At 64.4% G+C, this 20,294-nt stretch carries 20 protein-coding genes; 4 read left to right on the top strand and 16 right to left on the bottom strand.

Annotated elements, in window-relative coordinates:
- Positions 1 to 586 precede the first annotated feature (586 nt).
- Positions 587 to 1,369 carry a class I SAM-dependent methyltransferase gene (locus AC0MAZ_RS24010; protein ID WP_475859424.1) on the bottom strand — a complete coding sequence of 261 codons (783 nt, stop codon included), beginning with the start codon at positions 1,367 to 1,369 and terminating at the stop codon, positions 587 to 589.
- A gap of 96 nt (positions 1,370 to 1,465) precedes the next feature.
- Between AC0MAZ_RS24010 and AC0MAZ_RS24015 the strand changes: the two genes are divergently transcribed.
- Positions 1,466 to 2,086 (top strand): energy transducer TonB, encoded by a 621-nt coding sequence (locus tag AC0MAZ_RS24015; protein WP_475859426.1) that lies wholly within the window; start codon positions 1,466 to 1,468, stop codon positions 2,084 to 2,086.
- Positions 2,087 to 2,088: 2 nt separating this feature from the next.
- On the opposite strand, the gene AC0MAZ_RS24020 is transcribed toward AC0MAZ_RS24015, so the two are convergent.
- The 7 genes from AC0MAZ_RS24020 to ppc all read right to left on the bottom strand — a co-directional run bounded on the left by AC0MAZ_RS24020 (position 2,089) and on the right by ppc (position 9,236).
- Positions 2,089 to 2,769, bottom strand: a complete 681-nt coding sequence (locus AC0MAZ_RS24020) for an extensin-like domain-containing protein (RefSeq protein ID WP_443201123.1) — start codon at positions 2,767 to 2,769, stop codon at positions 2,089 to 2,091.
- Positions 2,770 to 2,784: 15 nt separating this feature from the next.
- Positions 2,785 to 3,615, bottom strand: coding sequence for an isocitrate lyase/PEP mutase family protein (locus AC0MAZ_RS24025; RefSeq protein WP_475859428.1), 831 nt, complete (start codon positions 3,613 to 3,615; stop codon positions 2,785 to 2,787).
- A gap of 22 nt (positions 3,616 to 3,637) precedes the next feature.
- Positions 3,638 to 4,507, bottom strand: coding sequence for a DUF72 domain-containing protein (locus AC0MAZ_RS24030; RefSeq protein WP_475859430.1), 870 nt, complete (start codon positions 4,505 to 4,507; stop codon positions 3,638 to 3,640).
- Positions 4,508 to 4,510: 3 nt separating this feature from the next.
- Entirely contained in the window at positions 4,511 to 4,801 is a 291-nt protein-coding gene (locus tag AC0MAZ_RS24035; protein ID WP_203651067.1) for a hypothetical protein, read from the bottom strand.
- Between the two features lie 132 nt (positions 4,802 to 4,933).
- The gene (gene tsaB, locus AC0MAZ_RS24040; RefSeq protein WP_232857720.1) at positions 4,934 to 5,608 is read right to left on the bottom strand and encodes a tRNA (adenosine(37)-N6)-threonylcarbamoyltransferase complex dimerization subunit type 1 TsaB; all 675 of its coding nucleotides are present in this window, start codon (positions 5,606 to 5,608) and stop codon (positions 4,934 to 4,936) included.
- A 91-nt stretch (positions 5,609 to 5,699) separates the two neighbouring features.
- Positions 5,700 to 6,350: an adenylate kinase gene (adk, locus tag AC0MAZ_RS24045; protein WP_028691565.1), complete on the bottom strand. Its 651-nt coding sequence runs from the start codon at positions 6,348 to 6,350 to the stop codon at positions 5,700 to 5,702.
- A gap of 258 nt (positions 6,351 to 6,608) precedes the next feature.
- Entirely contained in the window at positions 6,609 to 9,236 is a 2,628-nt protein-coding gene (ppc, locus tag AC0MAZ_RS24050) for a phosphoenolpyruvate carboxylase (protein ID WP_475859432.1), read from the bottom strand.
- A 144-nt stretch (positions 9,237 to 9,380) separates the two neighbouring features.
- Here ppc and AC0MAZ_RS24055 point away from each other — a divergent pair, with 144 nt between their 5' ends.
- The 3 genes from AC0MAZ_RS24055 (at position 9,381) to lptF (ending at position 11,232) form a co-directional block, all read left to right on the top strand.
- The gene (locus AC0MAZ_RS24055) at positions 9,381 to 9,725 is read left to right on the top strand and encodes a pilin assembly protein (protein ID WP_475859434.1); all 345 of its coding nucleotides are present in this window, start codon (positions 9,381 to 9,383) and stop codon (positions 9,723 to 9,725) included.
- Positions 9,726 to 9,980: 255 nt separating this feature from the next.
- Positions 9,981 to 10,394, top strand: a complete 414-nt coding sequence (locus AC0MAZ_RS24060) for a DUF4398 domain-containing protein (RefSeq protein WP_028691568.1) — start codon at positions 9,981 to 9,983, stop codon at positions 10,392 to 10,394.
- Positions 10,395 to 10,443: 49 nt separating this feature from the next.
- Positions 10,444 to 11,232 (top strand): lipotoxin F family OmpA-related lipoprotein LptF, encoded by a 789-nt coding sequence (lptF, locus tag AC0MAZ_RS24065; protein WP_475859436.1) that lies wholly within the window; start codon positions 10,444 to 10,446, stop codon positions 11,230 to 11,232.
- A 162-nt stretch (positions 11,233 to 11,394) separates the two neighbouring features.
- Here the strand turns inward: lptF and AC0MAZ_RS24070 are convergent, their stop codons facing one another.
- The 8 genes from AC0MAZ_RS24070 to AC0MAZ_RS24105 form a co-directional block, all read right to left on the bottom strand.
- Positions 11,395 to 11,721 (bottom strand): PA3694 family proteiin, encoded by a 327-nt coding sequence (locus tag AC0MAZ_RS24070; RefSeq protein ID WP_186659985.1) that lies wholly within the window; start codon positions 11,719 to 11,721, stop codon positions 11,395 to 11,397.
- Entirely contained in the window at positions 11,718 to 12,641 is a 924-nt protein-coding gene (locus tag AC0MAZ_RS24075) for an alpha/beta hydrolase (RefSeq protein ID WP_475859439.1), read from the bottom strand. Before AC0MAZ_RS24075 ends, AC0MAZ_RS24070 begins: the two co-directional genes overlap by 4 nt.
- Positions 12,613 to 13,890: a flavohemoglobin expression-modulating QEGLA motif protein gene (locus AC0MAZ_RS24080; protein WP_232857714.1), complete on the bottom strand. Its 1,278-nt coding sequence runs from the start codon at positions 13,888 to 13,890 to the stop codon at positions 12,613 to 12,615. Before AC0MAZ_RS24080 ends, AC0MAZ_RS24075 begins: the two co-directional genes overlap by 29 nt.
- A 138-nt stretch (positions 13,891 to 14,028) precedes the next feature.
- On the bottom strand, positions 14,029 to 14,577 hold the full coding sequence (locus AC0MAZ_RS24085) for a LolA-like protein (RefSeq protein ID WP_254463941.1): 549 nt from the start codon (positions 14,575 to 14,577) through the stop codon (positions 14,029 to 14,031).
- Between the two features lie 29 nt (positions 14,578 to 14,606).
- The gene (locus AC0MAZ_RS24090) at positions 14,607 to 15,311 is read right to left on the bottom strand and encodes a TetR/AcrR family transcriptional regulator (RefSeq protein ID WP_203652602.1); all 705 of its coding nucleotides are present in this window, start codon (positions 15,309 to 15,311) and stop codon (positions 14,607 to 14,609) included.
- A gap of 190 nt (positions 15,312 to 15,501) precedes the next feature.
- Positions 15,502 to 17,004: a lysine--tRNA ligase gene (gene lysS / locus AC0MAZ_RS24095; protein ID WP_232857712.1), complete on the bottom strand. Its 1,503-nt coding sequence runs from the start codon at positions 17,002 to 17,004 to the stop codon at positions 15,502 to 15,504.
- A gap of 95 nt (positions 17,005 to 17,099) precedes the next feature.
- Positions 17,100 to 18,195 (bottom strand): peptide chain release factor 2 gene (prfB, locus tag AC0MAZ_RS24100; RefSeq protein WP_203651053.1). Its coding sequence is split into 2 segments (ribosomal slippage): positions 17,100 to 18,122 and positions 18,124 to 18,195, totalling 1,095 coding nucleotides; the frame shifts between segments, so codons are not numbered across the junction.
- A 1,086-nt stretch (positions 18,196 to 19,281) separates the two neighbouring features.
- Positions 19,282 to 20,286 carry a response regulator gene (locus tag AC0MAZ_RS24105; protein WP_050704372.1) on the bottom strand — a complete coding sequence of 335 codons (1,005 nt, stop codon included), beginning with the start codon at positions 20,284 to 20,286 and terminating at the stop codon, positions 19,282 to 19,284.
- Between the last annotated feature and the right edge of the window lie 8 nt (positions 20,287 to 20,294).

The following is a 20,294-nucleotide window of genomic DNA, read 5'->3' on the forward strand; positions in this document are numbered from 1 at the left end:
TTAGAAGCAAGAGCAAGAGCAAGAGCAAGAAATTCGAAGTTTGTTGTTTGACAGTTAATTATGTATTGGCTGTTCCTGCCCTTTCGCGGGGCAAGCCCGCTCCTACAGGTTTATATATCGCGGCGACTATTGCGTGGGAGCTGGCTTGCCCCGCGATGCGATCGGGAGATCAATTAAATTTCAACTAGCGACAGCTGCGCCAGTCCAGGCGCCGCCCGTAACTTCGCGACTTCAGGAGGCCGAACGGAGTTCTTGCGGAGGGAGGTGACGGGCATGGATGCCCGTCAAGCGCTGGGGCCCAGGATGGGCCCTGCAGCGCGGTCCTCCCGGGAGCAAGACCGGAGTGAGGGGACCCGGAGCGAAGCGGAGGGCCGGATGAATGGAGCGCAACGGCTTTGGTTACTTTGGCCAAGACCAAAGTAACCCGCCGTAAGGGCGGAAAGGTGAATAAGCGTCGACATCGCAAACGAATGCGTCTACAACTTAAAAAACAAACACCCCAACCAACCAACCAACCAACCAACCAACCAACCAACCAACCAACTAACTAACTAACTAACTAACTAACTAACTAACTAACCAGCAGTCAAGCCTTCAAAGCCTTCTTGGGATATATATCGTACCGACTCGACTTCCCCTCCAGACTATGACTCGGCTTGGCCCCCTCGATAACAGGCGCCTTGCGCGGCCGCTTGACCACCACTCGATGCGTGGCGAGCGCCAAAGCCGCCTCGAGCAAAGCAGGCGCATCCAGGTCATCGCCGACCAAAGGCCGAAACACCCGCATTTCCTTCTTCACCAACGCACTCTTGTCCCGATGCGGAAACATCGGATCCAGGTAGATCACCTGCGGCGCCTCCCCCTCCCAAGCCCGCATCCGCTCGATGGCATTGCCAGTCAGCAACCGCATGCGCGCAACGATCGGTCCGATCTCCTCGTCCCCACGCGCCCGCGCCAGACCATCCTCCAGCAGCGCAGCGATCAACGGCTGACGCTCGATCAGGGTCATCTGGCAACCCAGGCTGGCCAGCACGAACGCATCCTTGCCCAGCCCCGCAGTAGCGTCGAGCACCTGCGGGCGCACGCCCTGGGCGATGCCCACGGCCTTGGCGATCATCTGCCCATTGCCACCCCCGTACAACCGCCGGTGCGCCGCCTGCCCCTCGACGAAATCCACCCGCACCGGCCCCGGCGCCTGCGGCCCGAGCTGCTGGATCTGCAGCCCCTCGCCCCCCAGCTGCACGGCGAATTCCGCGGTTTCATCGACCAACGGCAAGCCCAGCCGCTCGGCCCATGCCTCGGCCTGTGCCTGGAACTGCGGGGCCAGTGCCTCGACCCTGATACCTGCGCCCTGCTGCTGATCTACCATCCGTTCCCGCACTCGAAATAAATTAATGAAACCCCGGCCAGAGCCGATACAGGCAATATCCCGCTATTCTGCCAGAGCTCAACGTCCGCGACTGCCATGTCAGACACTCTTCCCATCGGCTTGACCTACTTGTCGCCCGTCGGCAACTACGGTCGACAGAATACCCAGGCACTGGGTGGCGTCAGCCACCTGTGGCAGGATTTCTTCGCCCAGGCCATGGCAGAGCAATCGCAAGGCAAAGTCGACACCTTCAGCCAGGCGCTGATGCAGTGCGACCAGGACAGCGGCGAACCAGTCGGCGGCGCCCGCGCCCTGGCCCTGATCGATGCCCAGCGCACCCTGCCTGTTCACGACACCGAAGTGGCTCCGCCTGAGCCGCTGTTCCTGCCCAAGGCAGAACTGGAAGCCAAGCTGCTGCCGCCCGCCCCCGAGCCCTTCGACACCGTCGAACTGATCGAGCAACAGCGCCAGCTCGATATCAGCAACAGCTGGCTGCGCCCTGTGGTCATGAGCCAGGGCCACCCCACCGCCGAGCCCGGCCCCGGCCCATCGCCACGGCCGCTGTTCCTGCCGATCGCCGAGTTCGAGACCAACCTGCTCGACCCTGCGCCCGAACCCTTCGACGAGCAGACGCTGGCCAAGCAGCAGAACGACCTGGAGTTCGATATCCACTGGGCGCGCCCGGTGGTGCTGAACAACGTGCGCGTACACGCCTGAGTTCAACGGCAGATCTGCCAGAAACCCATGTCCAGGTGAAAGTGGTTGTGGTGCGCGGCGTTGTAGTTCGGCCCCAAAGCCGTGCTGAAGCTCTCGCAGGCCGCCGCCTGAACTTGCCGCAGGAAGTCAGCCTTGAGGCCCTCTCCCCGCCAGTCCTGAGCCAGTACGATGCGCTGGCCATCCTTCAGGCGAAAACCGCTGATATCCAGCGCATTGGCCGTGGCATGCTGGCTGAGCCGGCCTTGCTTGCGGTGGTAGACATTGCGGCAGGCGAAACTGCCCAGATGATCGACCTGGACCACCGGCTGACCGAACACCCGCTGCGCCGCCGGCTGCAATCCATGCACTTCGAACAGCGCATAGGCCACCGCCAGCGGACAACTGGCGAGGAAACTGCTGCTCAAGCGCGCCTGTCCTCCCTCCACACGCCAGACGTTGCGCAACGGGCAAGCGGCCTGCGGCGGGCTGTCACTCTGCGGTCGATACCGCAGCGGGGTGGTCTGCAACGCCTGGCGGCATAGCTCGGGATCGTCGCGCAGGCGCGACAGCTTGTAGGGCGTCAGCAGATTCGGAGGATGCCGCACATCCAGGGCAGCCCAGGGGTTCCAGGCATCCGGTAGACGCCAGCCCGACAACCAGGCGAGCAGCACAACCAGCAACAGGCCGCCCAGCAGGGTGAACATTCTGCGCATGCGACCTCAGCGACGGAACAGATCGTTGAGCTGGGCGAAAGGCAGGGCCTGCTCGCCATAGCCGAAGGTGCCCAGCTCGCGGATCTCCAGCGCAGCCCGCTGGAAAGCGCCCAACGCCGCCCGCGCCAGCGAGGAGCCGACACTGATGCGCTTCACCCCCAGGTCCTGCAACTGGTTCACACTCAAGGGCACGCCTGCCATGCCCATCAACACATTCACAGGCCTGGGGGCCACGGCCTGCACCACCGCGCGGATCTCATCGACACTGCGCAGACCGGGCGCGTACAACACGTCCGCTCCGGCTTCGGCATAGGCCTGCAACCGGCGGATGGTGTCGTCCAGGTCGAGGCGCCCGTGCAGCAGGTTCTCGGCGCGGGCACAGAGGGTGAAGGGGAAGGCCAGGCTGCGGGCGGCCGTAACGGCGGCACGCACCCGTGCCACGGAGCGTTCGAAATCGTAGATCGGCGCATCGTTGCGCCCGCTGGCATCTTCAATCGAACCACCCACCAGCCCCGCCTCGGCAGCGCGCAGGATAGTCTGCGCGCAGTCTTCCGGCAGATCGCCGAAGCCGTTTTCCAGGTCCGCCGCCACCGGCAACGGCGTGGCATCGACGATGGCGCGGGCATTGTCGAGGGTCTCCTCGAGCGTCAGCGCGCCTTCGGCATCCGGCCGTCCGAGGCTGAACGCCAACCCGGCACTGGTGGTGGCCAGCGCTTCGAAACCCAGGCTGGCCAGCAACCGTGCGGAGCCGCCATCCCACGGGTTGGGAATGACGAACGCGCCATCACGCTCATGCAGTGCCTTGAAGGCTTCGGCTCGCAGGGTTTGCACATCCATGGTTCAACCTCCGACAGTCAGATCACAGTAATCCCAGTTGTTCGACCTCAGGGGCGCGCGGCAATTCAGGCAGCGCCGCCAAGCCTGGCAACAGGGTCATCAGGCGCTGGTGAAAACGCTGCGCCAGTGCCGCAGCCAGGCGGTTGTCCGAGGTGTGCAGGAATACGTAGGGGCGGCGCCCCTCTTCAATCCAGGCGGCGACCTTGTCCACCCAGGGCGTGAGAAAGCGCTCATTGGCCTCGAGCTCGGGATGGCCGATGAAGCGCACCTGCGGGTGTTGGGTAAAGGCTGCCGGGCGCGGCGGTACCTTGGGCTTCTTGGCCTGGGCATGAAGCACGGCGGGCTCGCGCGAAGCGCAGCTGAACAGCGCACGCGGATCCAGGCAGATGCGTTCGACACTACGCTCATGCAACAGCCGGTTGAGCTGGCGCTCCTCCTCGCCACGGGCGAAGAATGCGTCGTTGCGCACCTCCACCGCCACCGGCACGCCGATCTCATCGAGGAAGTACGCAAGCTCGCCCAGGCGCGCCGGGCCGAACATCGCCGGCAATTGCAGCCAGTAAGGCGACACGCGCTCGCCCAAGGGGGCCATCAGTCGGGTGAAGTCCAGCGCCGAGTCGAGCTGTTCGCGCAGGTCGCCCGCGTGGCTGACATCCCCGGGAAACTTGGCGGTGAAGCGAAACCCCATCGGCATGATCTGCGCCCAACGCTCGACCGTCGCTGGCGCGGGACGGGCATAGAAGGTGGTGTTGCCTTCGACGGCGTTGAATACCTGGCTGTACAGCCCGAGGAATTCGCTGGTGCGAGCGTCGGCGGGGTACAGGTACTCGCGCCAGGCGTTTTCAGCCCAGGACGGGCAACCGAGGAAATAAGGGAGGGGTGATGGCGTCATCCATCAAATGTACAGGTCCAGCCCCAGTACTTCCATCTCCCAGTCGGTGAAGCCGGCAGTGGTCAGGTAGCTGGCCAGGGCCGTGGAGGTACGCCGGTCGCGGGCGCGGGGGTAGATCAGGTCCTGCTGGCGGGCCGGCAGGTTCTCGCCGCGACGGCTGGCACGGCTGACCTGTGCGTCGATGTCCTCGATGATCTCGGCATCGGCTTCGTCGATGGCTTCGTCACGCGCTGGCGCCTTGCGAGGCGTACGCTTGATGGGGTAGCTCTGTGAGGAGAAGCCGTCGATACGCATGACAGGGGCACTCAGGATCAATGATGGCAATTTAGCAGCATCAGGAATCCTTCGCTAATGCCCGAACTGATAACTGGACCACAGAACGCGCAAAAGGTTTTATCGTGAACAGCGATAGCCGACGAACTGCATTCAACGCGCCTTGGGCGTAGCCACATTATCGCGCAGATAGACCGGTTGCGCCTGCTCGGCGGCGACCGCCTCGCCCCGGGCCCAGGCGAAGCCGGCCAGGGCAAGGATGTCCAGGGCGCTGGGCAAGGCAACGGCGTCGCTCGCCGCGACCTGCACCGCCAGGCGCTCGGCGTAGCCCCAGCCGGTACCGGCGCCGAACCACTCGCCATCCAGACCTTGCGGTAGCGTTACCCGCTCGGGCGGCAGCACCATTTCCTGGTCGAGCAGGCGCATCTCACCCTGCTCGGCGCGGTAGCAACCCCAGTACACCTCGTCCATGCGCGCATCGATGGCCGCGGCCACCTGCTGCACGCCTCGCTCGCGCAGCGCGCCCTGGGCCAGGGCCGCCAGGTTGGATACCGGCAGCACCGGACGCTCGAGGGCAAAAGCCAGACCCTGGACCACGCCGATGGCGATACGCACGCCGGTGAAGGCGCCCGGGCCGCGACCGAAGGCGATGGCGTCCAGCGCGCTCAGCGCCACACCCGAGTCGGCCAGCAGCTGCTTGATCATCGGCAACAGCTTCTGCGCGTGCAGGCGTGGGGCCACCTCGTAGTGGCTGGTCACCTTGCCGTCGTGCAGCAGGGCGACGGAACAGGCTTCGGTGGCGGTATCCAGGGCCAGCAAGGTGGTCATCGAACGAGGTATCCAGGCAACAGGGGAAAAAGAGCGGCAGTATAAACGACAACGGCCCGCAAGCGGGCCGTTGTCGGACAAGGTCGACGGATCAGCTCAGGGCTGCCAGTACCTTGGCGGTGATCGACTCGACCGAGCCGACACCTTCGATGTGGCTGTACTTCGGCTTGCCGGCGTTGGCCGCCGACAGCTTCTGGTAGAAGTCCACCAGCGGCTTGGTCTGGCTGTGGTAGACCGACAGGCGGTGACGCACGGTTTCTTCCTTGTCGTCGTCGCGCTGGATCAGGTCTTCGCCGGTAACGTCATCCTTGCCTTCCACCTTCGGCGGGTTGTACTGGATGTGGTAGGTGCGACCCGAGGCCAGGTGCACGCGGCGACCGGCCATGCGGCCGACGATCTCTTCGTCGTCCACGGCGATCTCGACCACGGCGTCGATGTCGACACCGGCAGCGACCATGGCTTCAGCTTGCGGGATGGTACGCGGGAAGCCGTCGAACAGGCAGCCGTTGGCGCAGTCCGGTTGAGCGATGCGCTCCTTGACCAGGCTGATGATCAGCTCGTCGGAGACCAGCTGGCCGGCATCCATGACCTTTTTCAGCTCCAGGCCCAGCGGGGTGCCGGCCTTGACGGCGGCACGCAGCATGTCACCGGTGGAGATCTGCGGAATACCGAACTTCTCGGTGATGAACTTTGCCTGAGTACCTTTACCGGCCCCGGGAGCTCCCAGCAGAATTACGCGCATCTTGTGCTCCTCATATTTTTCTTTGCAAATCAACGGATTCGGCGCACAAGGCCAACTCCGGAAAATCGGACGAGACCGTAAAATCGGTCAAAAGGCTGCTCAAGATACACAGCGCCCGCCCCCCCGACAAGCGTCCAAAAGTGCCAGGAACGGGCCGCCCGCCGCTGGCCGGGGCACTGGTTGCGCCCGGCGCAACCGGCCGTCGGGGGTTGGGTCGAGGCCAGCCCGGCTAATGACCACGACCGGCCTCGAACAACCTCAGCCGGTGTTGCGCAAACCTGCCGCGATCCCCGCCACGGTCACCAGCAAGGCCTGCTCCAACGGGCTGTCCAGAGCGGCTTCACGGCTGCGCGAGCGTGCCAGCAACTCGGCCTGCAGGCGGTGCAGCGGGTCCAGGTAGGTGTTGCGCAGACGGATGAATTCCAGGGTTTCCGGGCTGTGCGCCAGTAGCACCGGCTGCCCGGTCAGGCCCAGTACCACCTGGCACGACTGCGACAATAGGTCGCGCAGGTGCGCGCCCAACGGCAGCAGTTCGGGTTGCACCAGACGTTCGTCGTAGGCTTCGGCGATTTGCGCATCGGCCTTGGCCAGGACCATCTCCAGCATGTCGATGCGGGTGCGGAAGAACGGCCATTGCTCGCGCATCTGTGCCAGCAGCGCCCCCTGCCCGCGTGCCAGGGCATTGTTCAGCGCCGTTTCCCAGCCCAGCCAGGCCGGCAACATCAGTCGCGTCTGGGTCCAGCCGAAGATCCACGGGATCGCCCGCAGGCTCTCGATGCCCCCGGCGCGGCGCTTAGCCGGCCGGCTGCCCAGCGGCAGACGGCCGAGCTCCTGCTCGGGGGTGGACTGGCGGAAGTACTCGACGAAGTCCGGGTTCTCGCGCACCACGGCGCGGTAGGCCTTGACGCCGTCGGCGGCCAACTGGTCCATCAGCGCGCGCCAGGCCGGCTCCGGCGGTGGCGGCGGCAGCAGGGTCGCCTCCAGCACGGCGGCCAGGTAAAGGTTGAGGTTCTGTTCGGCGATGCCCGGCAAGCCGAACTTGAAGCGGATCATCTCGCCCTGCTCGGTGGTGCGGAAACGTCCGCCCACCGAGCCCGGTGGCTGCGACAGGATCGCCGCGTGGGCCGGGCCGCCGCCGCGCCCGACCGTGCCGCCCCGGCCATGGAACAACAGCAGTTCGACCTGGTGCTCGCGGCAAATGCGCACCAGGTTCTCCTGGGCGCGGTACTGGGCCCAGGCCGCCGCGGTGGTGCCGGCGTCCTTGGCCGAGTCGGAATAGCCGATCATCACCTCCTGCGGCCCTTGCAGACCGGCGCGGTAACCCGGCAAACCGAGCAGGCGCTCCATCACCGGGCCCGCGTTGTCCAGGTCGGCCAGGGTCTCGAACAGCGGCACCACGCGCATCGACCGGGTCAGCCCGGCCTCCTTCAGCAGCAACTGCACCGCCAGCACATCGGAGGCCGCGCCAGCCATGGAGATCACGTACGACCCCAGCGACGCCGCAGGCGCGGCGGCGATCTCGCGGCAGGTGGCGAGCACCTCGGCCGTCTCGGCCTGGGGCTGGAAGTGCGCCGGCAACAGCGGGCGACGGTTTTTCAGCTCAGCCTGAAGGAACGTGATGCGTCGCTCCTCGTCCCACTCGGCATAGCGACCGAGGCCGAGGTAGTCGGTGATTTCCGACAGCGCATCGCGGTGGCGGGCGGCATCCTGGCGCACGTCCAGGCGCACCAGGAACAGGCCGAAGGTCACCGCCCGACGCAGGCAGTCGAGCAACGGGCCGTCGGCGATCACACCCATGCCGCATTCATGCAGCGACTGGTAGGCCAGCTCCAGCGGCGCGATCAGCTCGCGGTTGTCCACCAGCACCGCGGCGCTGGCCGGCTGCGTGCTCGTCAGCGAGGCATGGGCCCAGGCGCGGGTGGCGCGCAGGCGGTCGCGCAGTTGCTTGAGCAGGGCGCGATAAGGCTCGGCGCTGTCGCCGACCTTGTCTTTCAGGGCGGCGCTGGCCTGCTGCATGGACAGTTCGGCGGCCAGGCCGTCGATATCGCGCAAGAACAGGTCGGCGGCCATCCAGCGCGCCAGCAGCAGGACTTCGCGGGTGACCGCCGCCGTGACATTGGGGTTGCCGTCGCGGTCACCGCCCATCCAGGAGGCGAAGCGCACTGGCGCCGACTCCAGCGGCAGGCGCAGCCCGGTGGCCTCGAACAAGGCCGCGTCGACCTTGCGCAGGTGGTTGGGGATCGCCTGCCACAACGAGTGCTCAATGACCGCGAAGCCCCACTTGGCTTCATCCACCGGGGTCGGCCGGGTGCGACGGATCTCCTCGGTGTGCCACGCTTCGGCGATCAGGCGGCGCAAGCGTTCGCGCACCTGCTGGCGCTCGCCGGGAACGAGGTCACGGTGGTCCTGCGCGGCCAGTTGCGCGGCGATGGCGTCGTACTTCTGGATCAGGGTGCGGCGGGCTACCTCGGTGGGATGGGCGGTAAGCACCAGCTCGATGTTCAACCTGGCCAGTTGCCGGGCCAGCTCATCGTTGCCGTGGCCCGCCGTCTTCAGCCGCGCCAGCAGTTCCGGCAGCACCCGCGCCTCGAAGGGCTCGGGCTGGTCGGCGTCGCGACGCCGGATCAGCTGGTACTGCTCGGCGATGTTGGCCAGGTTGAGAAACTGGTTGAACGCCCGCGCCACCGGCAGCAGGTCCTCCTCGGCCAGGTCACCCAGGGTCGAGCTCAGTCGCTCGCCCTGCCCGCGCCGGTCGGCCTTGGCACTGTGGCGGATGTCCTCGATCTTCTGCAGGAACGCCTCGCCATGCTGCTGGCGGATGGTCTCGCCCAGCAGTTCTCCCAAAAGGTGCACATCCTCGCGCAAGCGCAGATCGATATCACTCATCAGCCTTCTCCACTCCAGGAAACCGCATGCGCCCAAGAGTGCCCACTCGCGCCTGCGCCTGGCAAGCCAGAAGCGGCCAGAGCAACTAAAGTGAACACAGGACATCCGAAGCAATGCCATTACCAGGCTTTGACAGAGGTCATCATGAAAATTCGCCAACTTGCCCAGCACTGGGAACAGAACGCCGCCGGCCGTCTTAGCCCCACCGGCCATGTCCTGCACCTGGAAATGGAAGCCGAAGCGCGCCTGGCCGCGCTGATCGACATGTACCCCAAGCGCAGCCCAGAGGAACTGCTGGGCGAACTGGTGGCGGCGGCGCTCGAGGAACTGGAGACCAGCTTCCCCTACATCAAGGGCCAGCAGGTGATCGCCACCGACGAGGAAGGCGACCCGCTGTACGAGGACATCGGCCCTACGCCGCGCTTCCTGGCCCTCTCCCGGCGCCACCTGCAGGCCCTTGGCCGGGTGCAGGAAGAGCAGTCGCACTGAGCCTTTCCGGGTGCCGGGCAAGACCCGGCATACCGTCATCCACAGCGGAAGTTCCATGGAAATTCCGCTGACTGATTAGTCAGAAAAAAATACCTTTAGCGTGCAAATTTTTCTGAACTATTCAAAAAACGCCTCGGTCACAGCCAATAGCCATCACGGCAAAACCCTGTAAACACGGGCCTTTGCGCCCGACGCTGGCCACAGGGGAACAGCGATAGCCACGGCGTGGCATCGTCGTTTAACAGGAGTGACCCAATGGAGTTGACCACCATGAAGACCCGCATCGCACAACCTTCCTCCACTCACCTGCGCGGGCTCAAGCTGGCCGCGCTGGCCCTGGGCAGCAGCCTGGTGCTGGCCGGCTGCGCGGGCAAACCGCCGACCGAGCAATACGCCGTGACCCAATCGGCGGTCAACTCGGCGGTCAGTGCCGGTGGCACCGAGTTCGCCGCAGTGGAAATGAAGGCTGCCCAGGACAAGTTCAAGAAGGCCGAGATCGCCATGCACGACAAGCAGTACGACCAGGCCAAGCTGCTGGCCGAGCAAGCTGAGTGGGACGCCCGCGTCGCCGAGCGCAAGGCCCAGGCGGCCAAGGCCCAGAAGGCCGTGCAGGATGCCCGCCAGGGTATCAACGATGTACGCGAGGAAGGCCTGCGCAGCGCCGAATGAGCCCTGCCCTGCCTCATGAGCCTTCGTTAACGATCAAAGGATGAACACTATGCGCAACTACGTCATGATTCCCGCCCTGCTGGCCCTGAGCGTGGGCCTCGCCGCCTGCTCCCACGACCCGAACGCCAACCTGGAGTCGGCCCGCACCAACTTCTCCGCCCTGCAGAGCGACCCGCAATCGAGCAAGGTGGCCGCACTCGAGACCAAGGACGCCCAGGACTGGTTGAACAAGGCCGACAAGGCCTACATGGAGCGCGAGGACTCGAAGAAAGTCGACCAGCTCGCCTACCTGACCAACCAGCGTGTCGAAGTGGCCAAGCAGACCATCGCCCTGCGCGGCGCCGAGGCCGAGCTCAAGAACGCCGCCGCCCAGCGCGCCCAGGCCAAGCTGGACGCCCGCGACGCGCAGATCAAGAAGCTGCAGGACAGCCTGAACGCCAAGCAGACCGACCGTGGCACCCTGGTGACCTTCGGTGACGTGCTGTTCGACTTCAACAAGGCCGTGCTCAAGAGCAGCGCCTACCCCAACGTCACCAAGCTGGCCCAGTTCCTCCAGGAGAACCCTGAGCGCAAGGTGATCGTCGAGGGCTACACCGACAGTGTCGGCTCGGCCAACTACAACCAGACCCTGTCCGAGCGCCGCGCCGCCGCCGTGCGTATGGCACTGGTACGTGCCGGCGTGGATCCCGCGCGCATCGTCGCCCAGGGTTATGGCAAGGAGTACCCGGTGGCCGACAACGGCAGCAACTCGGGCCGCGCGCAGAACCGTCGGGTGGAGGTGACCATCTCCAACGACAACCAGCCGGTGGCACCGCGGGCGGTGAGCCAGATCCAGTAATCGCTGGTGCTTGAGTGAAAAACCCCGCCTGATGGCGGGGTTTTTCATGGCTTAGGATTGAACATCGTGCGGGCGACGCATCGCGGGGCAAGCCCGCTCCCACGCAGATGCACCCTCCTGAAGCCTGTCCTAGCACCTGTCCCATCTGAAATCAGGACACGCTCACTGCACCTGCTGCGGCGTCTCCTGCCCCATGCAACGCACCGCGCGCTTGCGGTTGTCCACCAGCACGCCGGTCAGACCCTTCTGCTCGGTGTCGAACAGCACCAGCACACCATCGATGCACTGCGCCACCTGTGGCGCCGGCGTCAGCGAGAGCTTGTAGTCTTCGCCCGGAATGGTCTTGAGCATGGTGAAATCCTGCAGCAACAGCGCATCCTCGGGCTTGGCGAAATGCAGGTAGCCGTAGTACCAGAGGGCTCCCACCGTCACGATGATGCTGCCGACGCCGGTCAGGATCAGCGGGATGGCGTTGCGTTCTTCACTCATTGCTTGTTCTTCTCGTCAGGGTAGTTGGGTACTTCGGCCAGGCGGCGCAGGCCGTTGAAATGGCTAGGGTCTTCCAGGAAGCGCAGCATCACCTGGCGCCAGGTCGGGTCGGCGAAAGTCTGCACATGGTCGCCCCGGGTAAGCTGCAGCACCCGGGGCGGCGGCGCCTGGCGGTACAGGCGCAGTCCGTTGTCCAACGGCACGAGGTTGTCGTCGATGCTGTGGAAGAACAGCTTCGGCGGGCTGTCCAGGCGGGCGATCGAGTTGATCGCACTGTCGCCGTCCGGCACCAGCCACGACAGCGGCACCTGCAGTGGCCAGGTCATCCACGAAGTGCTCAGGGCATAACGCCCCACCGCCCGGTAGCTGGCCGGCACGCCATCGAACACCAGGGCGCTGAAGCGTCGGCGCTGCTCGGGGTGCTGGGCCAGGTAGTGGATGGCCATGGCCCCGCCGAGGCTCTGGCCCAGCAGCACCAGCGGCCTGCCCTTGGCTTGGGGCGCCTTGTCGAGCCAGTCCAGCGCCGCGCCGATGTCGCCATACACGTCAGGCAATGTCGGCTTGCCCTGGGACAGCCCATAGCCGCGATAGTCGATCATCAGCACCTGGTAGCCCTCTTTCGGCAACCAGTAGCTGCCGCCCAGGTGCCAGGCCAGGTTGCCGCCATTGCCATGCAGGTGCAGCACCGTGCCCTTGACCTCGACACCCTGCGGCACAGGCAGCCACCAGCCATGCAGACGCGTGCCGTCGGCGGCGTTGAGGGTCAGGTCCTGGTACTGCAGGTGGGCCATTTCCGGGGTGAACGGCTGGCCGGGCTCAGGGTAGAACAGCAGGCTGCTGCAGCCGCTCAACAGCAGCAACCCGAGGCCGAAGGCGAGGTGACGGCAGGCGTCAGAGAATGTTCGCGTAGTCGGCTTCAATACGGTCCAGGCTCAGGTGATTGAGGAAGTTGGAGAAGCACATCCAGGCCGACAGCGCGTTGAGGTCGCGGAACTGCTCGGGCAGGTACTTGGGCGGCTCGACCAGCCCTTCCTCGACCAGCTGGCGCAGCGTGCGCATGTCTTCCAGGGTGGTCTTGCCGCAGAACAGCAACGGGATCTGCTCGAGCTTGCCCTTCTTCACGGCCAACTGAATGTAGTTGTAAACCATGATGAAGCCCTTGAGGTAGGACAAGTCCTTGGTGAATGGCAGGCCATTGGGCACCGAACCACGGAACACCCGGCTGGCATTGCTGTAGCTCTGCCCCATCTCGAAGCCCTGGCCACGGAAAAACTCGAAGACCTGCAGGAAGTCGGCGCCCTCCTCCACCATGTGGATGGCACGGGTGCGGTTGGTGAGCTTGCGCAGGCGGCTGGGGTAGGAGGCGAAGGCGATCACCTCCATGAGGATGGCCAGGCCCTCCTGGGTCACCGTCGACGAGGGCGGGCCCTTGGCCAGGAAGGTGCAGATCGGCTGGTTCAGGCCGTTGAGGGTGGTGCCGACGTGCACCAGGCCTTCATGCACTTCCAGGGCGCGCACGTCGCGGCTGTTGAACATCGCGTCGGCGCGCACCTTGATGTAGTCGGCGCCGGCCGCGGCGTCAGCGACGATGCCGTCGGACTCGAACACGCGGATGGTCTCCTCGGCTTCGCCGAACACCTTGTTCAGGCGACGCTGGAGGATCGCCACCGCTTCCTTGGCCGTGAGGTTCTTCGGTTCGTCCTTCAGGTCGCCGCGACCGTCGATGTTGTTCAGGTAGTCCGAGAGCATCAGGCCCAGGTCGGCCAGGGTCGGATCACCGGCGTGGAAAGCATCGGAGGCGGCGCCGTAGAGCTCCTGGGAGATCAATCCGAAGTCCTCGGTGCCGCGTGCCTCGAGCATGCGCACCACCATGCGGTATTCCTTGCACATGCGCCGCATGATCTGCCCGACCGGGTTGAACTGGCCCAATTGCCGGGTGATGTCGCGCTCGATGCTCTGGAACTCGGCCTTCACCGCGCTGGAGTCGAACGACAGCGGGCGGCTCTGGTAGTAGGCACGGTCCACCGCCGGTGGCTCCTTGCCCTTGGCCTTGAGGAAGCCCTGGCGGATGCCGTCGTCCCATTTCACTGCGTCGAGCACGCGGATCGGGGTCTGGGTGGCGACGATGCGGTCGGACAACGTGCGTATGGTCTGCTGGTACTCGTCCACGCGGGACTCCTTAACGGTTCAGATACGTGCCAGACCTTTTCGCGGGTAAACCCGCTCCCACAGGTTCAGCGCCGTCGACAAAGCTGCGCAGTGCCTGTGGGAGCGGGTTTACCCGCGAAAAGGCACACACTGTCGCCACTATTTGCCAACACGCTGGAAGCGCGCCACCTCGACGAACAGATCGGAGTTGGCGGGATCGTCCAGGTACGCCAGCACCCGCTCGGTCGGACTGTCGATCAGCACGCCCTCGCCGTTATCTTCCGGCACTTCGGTATTGCGCCCGCTCAGTTCTTTCTTTGCGACGGCCTGCTGCACCTGCTCGACATCGAGGTTGTAGACCACCAGCTGCTTGCCGTCGATCACCTCGAAGCCACCGATCAGGAAGTTGCCGCCCAGGCGCTTGGGCACGCCGGCCGACAGGTACCAGCGGTTGCCGTGCCGGGCCACGGTGAACGCGTACTCCTCGGGCGCCTTGCCCTGGGCGCGGGCCACCGCCTTGTAGGTGTTGCCGCCGGCGCGGCTGATGCTCAGCTTCAGCGGCTGGCCCCAGGCGTCCTTGCTGCTCCACTGCCCGAGCAGGGTCTTAGGCGCCGGCTGGTTGGCCGGCAGCGGCTCGTCAAACGTCACCAGACAACCGCCCAGCAGGAGGAATGACAAGGTCAACAACACCACACGCCAGGCTTTCATCAGGTTCTCCTTGAAAAGTCGTTCGCCACTCAGGCCGAGGCCAGCACCATCTGCAGGTATCGGACAAGGATAGCGAGCATCTGCTCATCGGCCTGCGCATTCGCATCCTTGAGCAGGCCCTGATATTCCATCTGCTCGATTATCGCCGTCAACATCTGGGCATCCTGCTCGGGTTGGCGCGAACCGACCACCTGCAGGATCTGCCGCGCGCCATGCAGCAGGATCTGCTCGTGGGCCTGCACCAGCTCGGCCAGGCGCGGGCACAGCAGCGCCTCCTGGCGAAAGGCTTGCTCGGCCATGAGGAAGTCGCGGCGGTTGTTCAGTTGGCGCAGGACGTAGTCTGCCAGCATGCGCGCCACTTCATCGGCCAGGTGCGCCCGGGCCTCGGGGCTGCCGTCGCCCTGGGCCAGCAACTGGCGCAGCACGCCTTCGGTGTTGGTCCAGAGCTTGGCCATGTAGGCCGCGCTGCGCTCGACGTACTGGGCGAAGGTATCGGCCAGCAGGTCCTGGATGTCCTTGAAGTAGTAGGTGGTGGCCGACAGCGGTACAGCGGCCTCGGCGGCCACGGCGCGGTGGCGCACGCCGCGCACGCCATCGCGCACGACGATGCGCATGGCAGCGTCGAGGATCTGCTGGCGGCGCTGTTCGCTGCCCTGGCGGGCGGTCTTGCGGCCCTGGTACTGCACGCTCTCGGCGACGGCGGTGGCGATGCCGGCGGCGCCCTGGTGGGGCATTGCGGGGGTCACTGGAGGTACCTCATGAACAGTGGGTTGCCGGTGCCGGCCTCTTCGCGGGTAAACCCGCTCCCACAGGTTATGTGCGACGCCCCTGTGGGAGCGGATTTACCCGCGAAGAGGCCAGCACAAACAACATAAAGCTTCAGGCATGAAAAAGCCGCCTCGAAAGGCGGCTTGTTCAGATCGCTCAGGCCTGTGGGCGCATGTGCGGGAACAGGATCACGTCGCGGATCGACGGCGAGTTGGTCAGCAGCATCACCAGACGGTCGATACCGATGCCCTCACCGGCGGTCGGCGGCATGCCGTACTCCAGGGCACGAACGAAGTCGGCGTCATAGTGCATGGCCTCATCGTCACCGGCGTCCTTCTCGGCCACCTGGGCCAGGAAGCGCTCGGCCTGGTCTTCGGCATCGTTGAGCTCGGAGTAGGCGTTGGCGATCTCGCGGCCACCGATGAACAGCTCGAAGCGGTCGGTCACGGCCGGGTTGTCGTCGTTGCGACGGGCCAGCGGCGAGACTTCGAACGGGTACTCGGTGATGAAGTGCGGCTGTTCCAGCTTGTGCTCGACCAGCTCTTCGAAAATCATCACCTGCAGCTTGCCCAGGCCTTCGTGGCCGAGCACCTTGGCGCCGGCTTTCTTGGCGATCTCGCGAGCACGGTCGACGTCCTGCAGGTCGGCGGCGGTGAGCTGCGGGTTGTACTTGAGGATCGAGTCGAACACCGACAGGCGCACGAACGGCTCGCCGAAGTGGAACACCTTGTCGCCGTACGGCACGTCGGTGCTGCCCAGTACCAGCTGCGCCAGCTCGCGGAACAGTTCCTCGGTGAGGTCCATGTTGTCGCGGTAGTCGGCGTAGGCCTGGTAGAACTCGAGCATGGTGAACTCGGGGTTATGACGAGTCGAAACGCCTTCGTTACGGAAGTTGCGGTTGATCTCGAACACCTTCTCGAAGCCACCGACCACCAGGCGCTTGAGGTACAGCTCCGGCGCAATGCGCAGGAACATGGCCATGTCCAGGGCGTTGTGGTGGGTTTCGAACGGCTTGGCCGCGGCGCCGCCTGGGATGGTCTGCAGCATCGGGGTTTCGACTTCGAGGAAGTCGCGCTCGATGAGGAACTTGCGGATGTGCGAGATCACCTGCGAACGCACACGGAAGGTGTGGCGGGTTTCCTCGTTGACCATCAGGTCGACGTAGCGCTGGCGGTAGCGCTGCTCGGTGTCGGTCAGGCCGTGGTGCTTGTCCGGCAGCGGGCGCAGCGACTTGGTCAGCAGGCGCACGTTGGTCATCTCGACGTACAGGTCGCCCTTGCCGGAACGGGCCAGGGTGCCTTCGGCGCTGATGATGTCGCCCAGGTCCCAGGTCTTGACCGCAGCCAGGGTTTCTTCTGGCAGGGTCTTGCGGTTGACGTAGACCTGGATGCGACCGGTCATGTCCTGGATGACCATGAACGAGCCACGGTTGAGCATGATGCGACCGGCGACCTTGACCGGAATGCCGGCTGCTTCCAGCTCTTCCTTGGTCTTGTCCGCGTACTGCTTCTGCAGATCGTTGCAGTAGCTGTCGCGGCGGAAGTCGTTGGGGAAGGCATTGCCCTTGGCGCGCTCGGCGGCAAGTTTTTCCTTGCGCAGGGCGATCAGGGCGTTTTCTTCCTGTTGCAGGTCTTGCGCTTCGGTCTTGAGGTCGCTCATGTCGTCATTCTTTCCATCAGGTGTTCGTTGCCCCTGTCGGGCAGGGCAGGCGATACCGGCCCGTCGGGCCTGGTATCGCGGCGGTGGTGTACGGGTTACAGGCCCTGCTTGAGGCTCGCTTCCAGGTATTCGTCGATATCACCGTCGAGCACCTTGTTGCAGTCGCTGCGCTCGACGCCGGTACGCAGGTCCTTGATGCGCGAGTCATCCAGTACGTAGGAGCGGATCTGGTGGCCCCAGCCGATGTCCGACTTGCTGTCTTCCAGGGCTTGCGAGGCGGCGTTGCGCTTTTGCATTTCCAGCTCGTACAACTTGGCCCGCAGCATTTTCATGGCGGTATCCTTGTTGGCGTGCTGCGAACGTTCGTTCTGGCAGGCCACCACGGTGTTGGTCGGTACGTGGGTGATACGTACGGCCGAGTCGGTGGTGTTGACGTGCTGACCACCGGCGCCCGAGGAGCGGTAGGTGTCGATGCGCAGGTCGGACGGGTTGATCTCGATCTCGACTTTGTCGTCGATCTCGGGCGAGACGAACACCGCCGAGAACGAGGTGTGGCGACGGGCCCCGGAGTCGAACGGGCTCTTGCGCACCAGGCGGTGCACGCCGATCTCGGTGCGCAGCCAGCCGAAGGCGTACTCGCCCTTGATGTGCACGGTGGCGCCCTTGATGCCGGCGACTTCGCCCTCGGACAGTTCGATGATGGTGGCGTCGAAACCACGCTTGTCGGCCCAACGCAGGTACATGCGCAGCAGGATGTTGGCCCAGTCCTGGGCCTCGGTGCCGCCGGAGCCGGCCTGGATGTCCAGGTAGGCGTTGTTCGGGTCCATCTCGCCGCTGAACATGCGACGGAACTCGAGCAGGGCGAGGGATTCCTCCAGCCCTTGCAGCTCGGTCACGACATCGCTGACGGCGCCTTCGTCACCTTCTTCGACGGCCATGTCGAGCAGGTCCTTGCAGTCGCCAAGGCCATTGGACAGTTTGTCGAGGGTTTCGACCACCTGCGCCAGCATGGCGCGCTCGCGGCCCAGGGCCTGGGCGTATTCGGGCTTGTTCCAGACGGCGGCGTCTTCCAGCTCGCGGTTTACTTCGACCAGACGATCATGTTTGTGATCGTAGTCAAAGATACCCCCGAATAGACTGGGAACGCTCGGTGAGGTCCTTGATGGTGTTCAGGATCGGTTGGATTTCCATGGGCGGGCAGCTCTCGTGCGAATTCGGTGAAAAGCCCGCGAGTATAACCGAGTCTGGGGGCTGGCGGCAGACCCGCCGGGCGGTCTGGGCGCAATCCCCATTACGCCCTATTTCCGGCGTTGCCGTTGCCGTTGCCGTTGCCGTTGCCGTTGCCGTTGCCGTTGCCGTTGCCGATCAGGAGTCTAGCCCCATAACCCGCTAGCGACAGCTGCGTCATCCCAGGCGCCGCCCGTACCTTCGCGACTTCAGGAGGCCGAACGCAGGCCTTGCGGAGGGAGGTGACGGGCATGGATGCCCGTCAAGCGCTGGGGCCCAGGATGGGCCCTGCAGCGCGGTCCTCCCGGGAGCAAGGCCGGAGTGAGGGAACCCGTAGCGAAGCGGAGGGCCGGATGAATGGAGCGAGGATTTTTTGGTTCCTTTTTGATCCTTCAAAAAGGAACTCGCCGTAAGGGCGAAAAGGTGACTATGCGTCGACATCGAAAATGAATGCACTTACAACTATTAAAACCAGCACCGACCGACTTTGACTTTGACTTTGACTTTGACTTTGACTTTGACTTTGACTTTTAAAGCATGAGCTTTGAAAGTTATAGGCGCATTCATTTGCGATGGTGACGCAAAGTCACCTTTCCGCCCTTACGGCGGGTCCCTTTTTGAAGGATCAAAAAGGAACCAAAAAATCCTCGCTCCATTCATCCGGCCCCTACGCTTCGCTCCGGGGTCCCCTCGCTCCGTTCTTGCTCCCGGGAGGACCGCGCTGAACGCCCCATCCTGGGGCGCAGCGCTTGACGGGCATCCATGCCCGTCACCTCCCTTCGCAAGAACTCCGCTCGGCCTCCTGAAGTCGCAATTGGTGTTGCCTGATCTACCGCGCACTTAGAAGCAAGAGCAAAGAGCAAAGAGCAAAGAGCAAAGAGCAAAGAGCAAAGAGCAAAGAGCAAAGAGCAAAGAGCAAAGAGCAAAGAGCAAAGAGATTGGAGTTTAGGTTTTAGCCAGTAAGTAATTGTTATTTATGGCCTCTGCCGACAAGCCGGTCCCGCAGGGTTAGTGAAGTTCTGAAAACACTAACACCCCGCGGGAACTCACTTAGGCAATCCCGACTTGATTACGCCCGCTGTTCTTGGCCAGATACAACCCCTTGTCCGCCGCCGAAATCAGTTGCCGGCAATGACTGCCGACACTCGGCGTCAAGGTCGCCAGACCGATACTTACAGTCAGGTGCGAGGCCGCCTCAGGCACGGTGTGGGCGATCTTCAGGCCCATGATGGTCTGGCGCAGCTTTTCCGCCACCAGCCGCGCACCACCAGGCGAAGTGTTGGGCAGCACCAGGGCGAACTCCTCGCCGCCGTATCGCGCCGGCAGGTCGGTCGGCCGCGAACAGCAGCCACGTATGGCCTCGGCCACCTGCCGCAGGGCCTCGTCACCAGCCAGGTGGCCAAAACTGTCGTTGAACGCCTTGAAGTAATCGACATCGACCATCAGCAACGACAACTGCTGCTGCTCACGAATAGCCCGGCGCCACTCAAGCTCCAGGTACTCGTCGAAGTGACGGCGGTTGGACAGCCCGGTGAGACCGTCCGAGTTCATCAACCGCTGCAGCATCAGATTGGTGTCGAGCAACTGCTGCTGGCTCACCCGCAGGGCCCGATAGGCCTCGTCGCGCTGCAACAGCGTCAGGTACGAGCGCGAGTGATAGCGGATACGCGCCACCAGCTCGATGGTGTCCGGCAGCTTCACCAGGTAGTCGTTGGCCCCGGCGGCGAAGGCCGCGCTCTTGACCAGCGGGTCCTCCTTGGTCGACAGGACGATGATCGGGATGTCCTGGGTGGCCGGGTTGTTGCGGTACTCGCGCACCAGGGTCAGGCCGTCGAGACCCGGCATGATCAGGTCCTGAAGGATCACCGTGGGCTTGATGCGCATGGCCTGGGCCACCGCCTGGTGCGGGTCGGCGCAGAAGTGGAAGTCGATGTTCTCTTCGTGGGCCAGACCACGGCGCACGGCTTCGCCGATCATCGCCTGATCGTCGACCAGCAGGACCATCGCCGCGCTTTCGTTGATGGTCGTGAAACCTTCGATCGGTAGATCATTCATCCGTAGTC

It is taken from the genome of Pseudomonas sp. A, assembly GCF_056270345.1.

Coding starts and splice junctions, on each gene's coding strand:
- lptF (WP_475859436.1), top strand. CDS start 10,444: ATGCGCAACTACGTCATGATTCCCGCCCTGCTGGCCCTGAGCGTGGGC.
- ppc (WP_475859432.1), bottom strand. CDS start 9,236: ATGAGTGATATCGATCTGCGCTTGCGCGAGGATGTGCACCTTTTGGGA.
- AC0MAZ_RS24055 (WP_475859434.1), top strand. CDS start 9,381: ATGAAAATTCGCCAACTTGCCCAGCACTGGGAACAGAACGCCGCCGGC.
- AC0MAZ_RS24105 (WP_050704372.1), bottom strand. CDS start 20,286: ATGAATGATCTACCGATCGAAGGTTTCACGACCATCAACGAAAGCGCG.
- AC0MAZ_RS24030 (WP_475859430.1), bottom strand. CDS start 4,507: ATGACGCCATCACCCCTCCCTTATTTCCTCGGTTGCCCGTCCTGGGCT.
- AC0MAZ_RS24010 (WP_475859424.1), bottom strand. CDS start 1,369: ATGGTAGATCAGCAGCAGGGCGCAGGTATCAGGGTCGAGGCACTGGCC.
- AC0MAZ_RS24070 (WP_186659985.1), bottom strand. CDS start 11,721: ATGAGTGAAGAACGCAACGCCATCCCGCTGATCCTGACCGGCGTCGGC.
- AC0MAZ_RS24085 (WP_254463941.1), bottom strand. CDS start 14,577: ATGAAAGCCTGGCGTGTGGTGTTGTTGACCTTGTCATTCCTCCTGCTG.
- lysS (WP_232857712.1), bottom strand. CDS start 17,004: ATGAGCGACCTCAAGACCGAAGCGCAAGACCTGCAACAGGAAGAAAAC.
- adk (WP_028691565.1), bottom strand. CDS start 6,350: ATGCGCGTAATTCTGCTGGGAGCTCCCGGGGCCGGTAAAGGTACTCAG.
- AC0MAZ_RS24060 (WP_028691568.1), top strand. CDS start 9,981: ATGGAGTTGACCACCATGAAGACCCGCATCGCACAACCTTCCTCCACT.
- tsaB (WP_232857720.1), bottom strand. CDS start 5,608: ATGACCACCTTGCTGGCCCTGGATACCGCCACCGAAGCCTGTTCCGTC.
- AC0MAZ_RS24090 (WP_203652602.1), bottom strand. CDS start 15,311: ATGCCCCACCAGGGCGCCGCCGGCATCGCCACCGCCGTCGCCGAGAGC.
- AC0MAZ_RS24035 (WP_203651067.1), bottom strand. CDS start 4,801: ATGCGTATCGACGGCTTCTCCTCACAGAGCTACCCCATCAAGCGTACG.
- AC0MAZ_RS24020 (WP_443201123.1), bottom strand. CDS start 2,769: ATGTTCACCCTGCTGGGCGGCCTGTTGCTGGTTGTGCTGCTCGCCTGG.
- AC0MAZ_RS24015 (WP_475859426.1), top strand. CDS start 1,466: ATGTCAGACACTCTTCCCATCGGCTTGACCTACTTGTCGCCCGTCGGC.
- AC0MAZ_RS24025 (WP_475859428.1), bottom strand. CDS start 3,615: ATGGATGTGCAAACCCTGCGAGCCGAAGCCTTCAAGGCACTGCATGAG.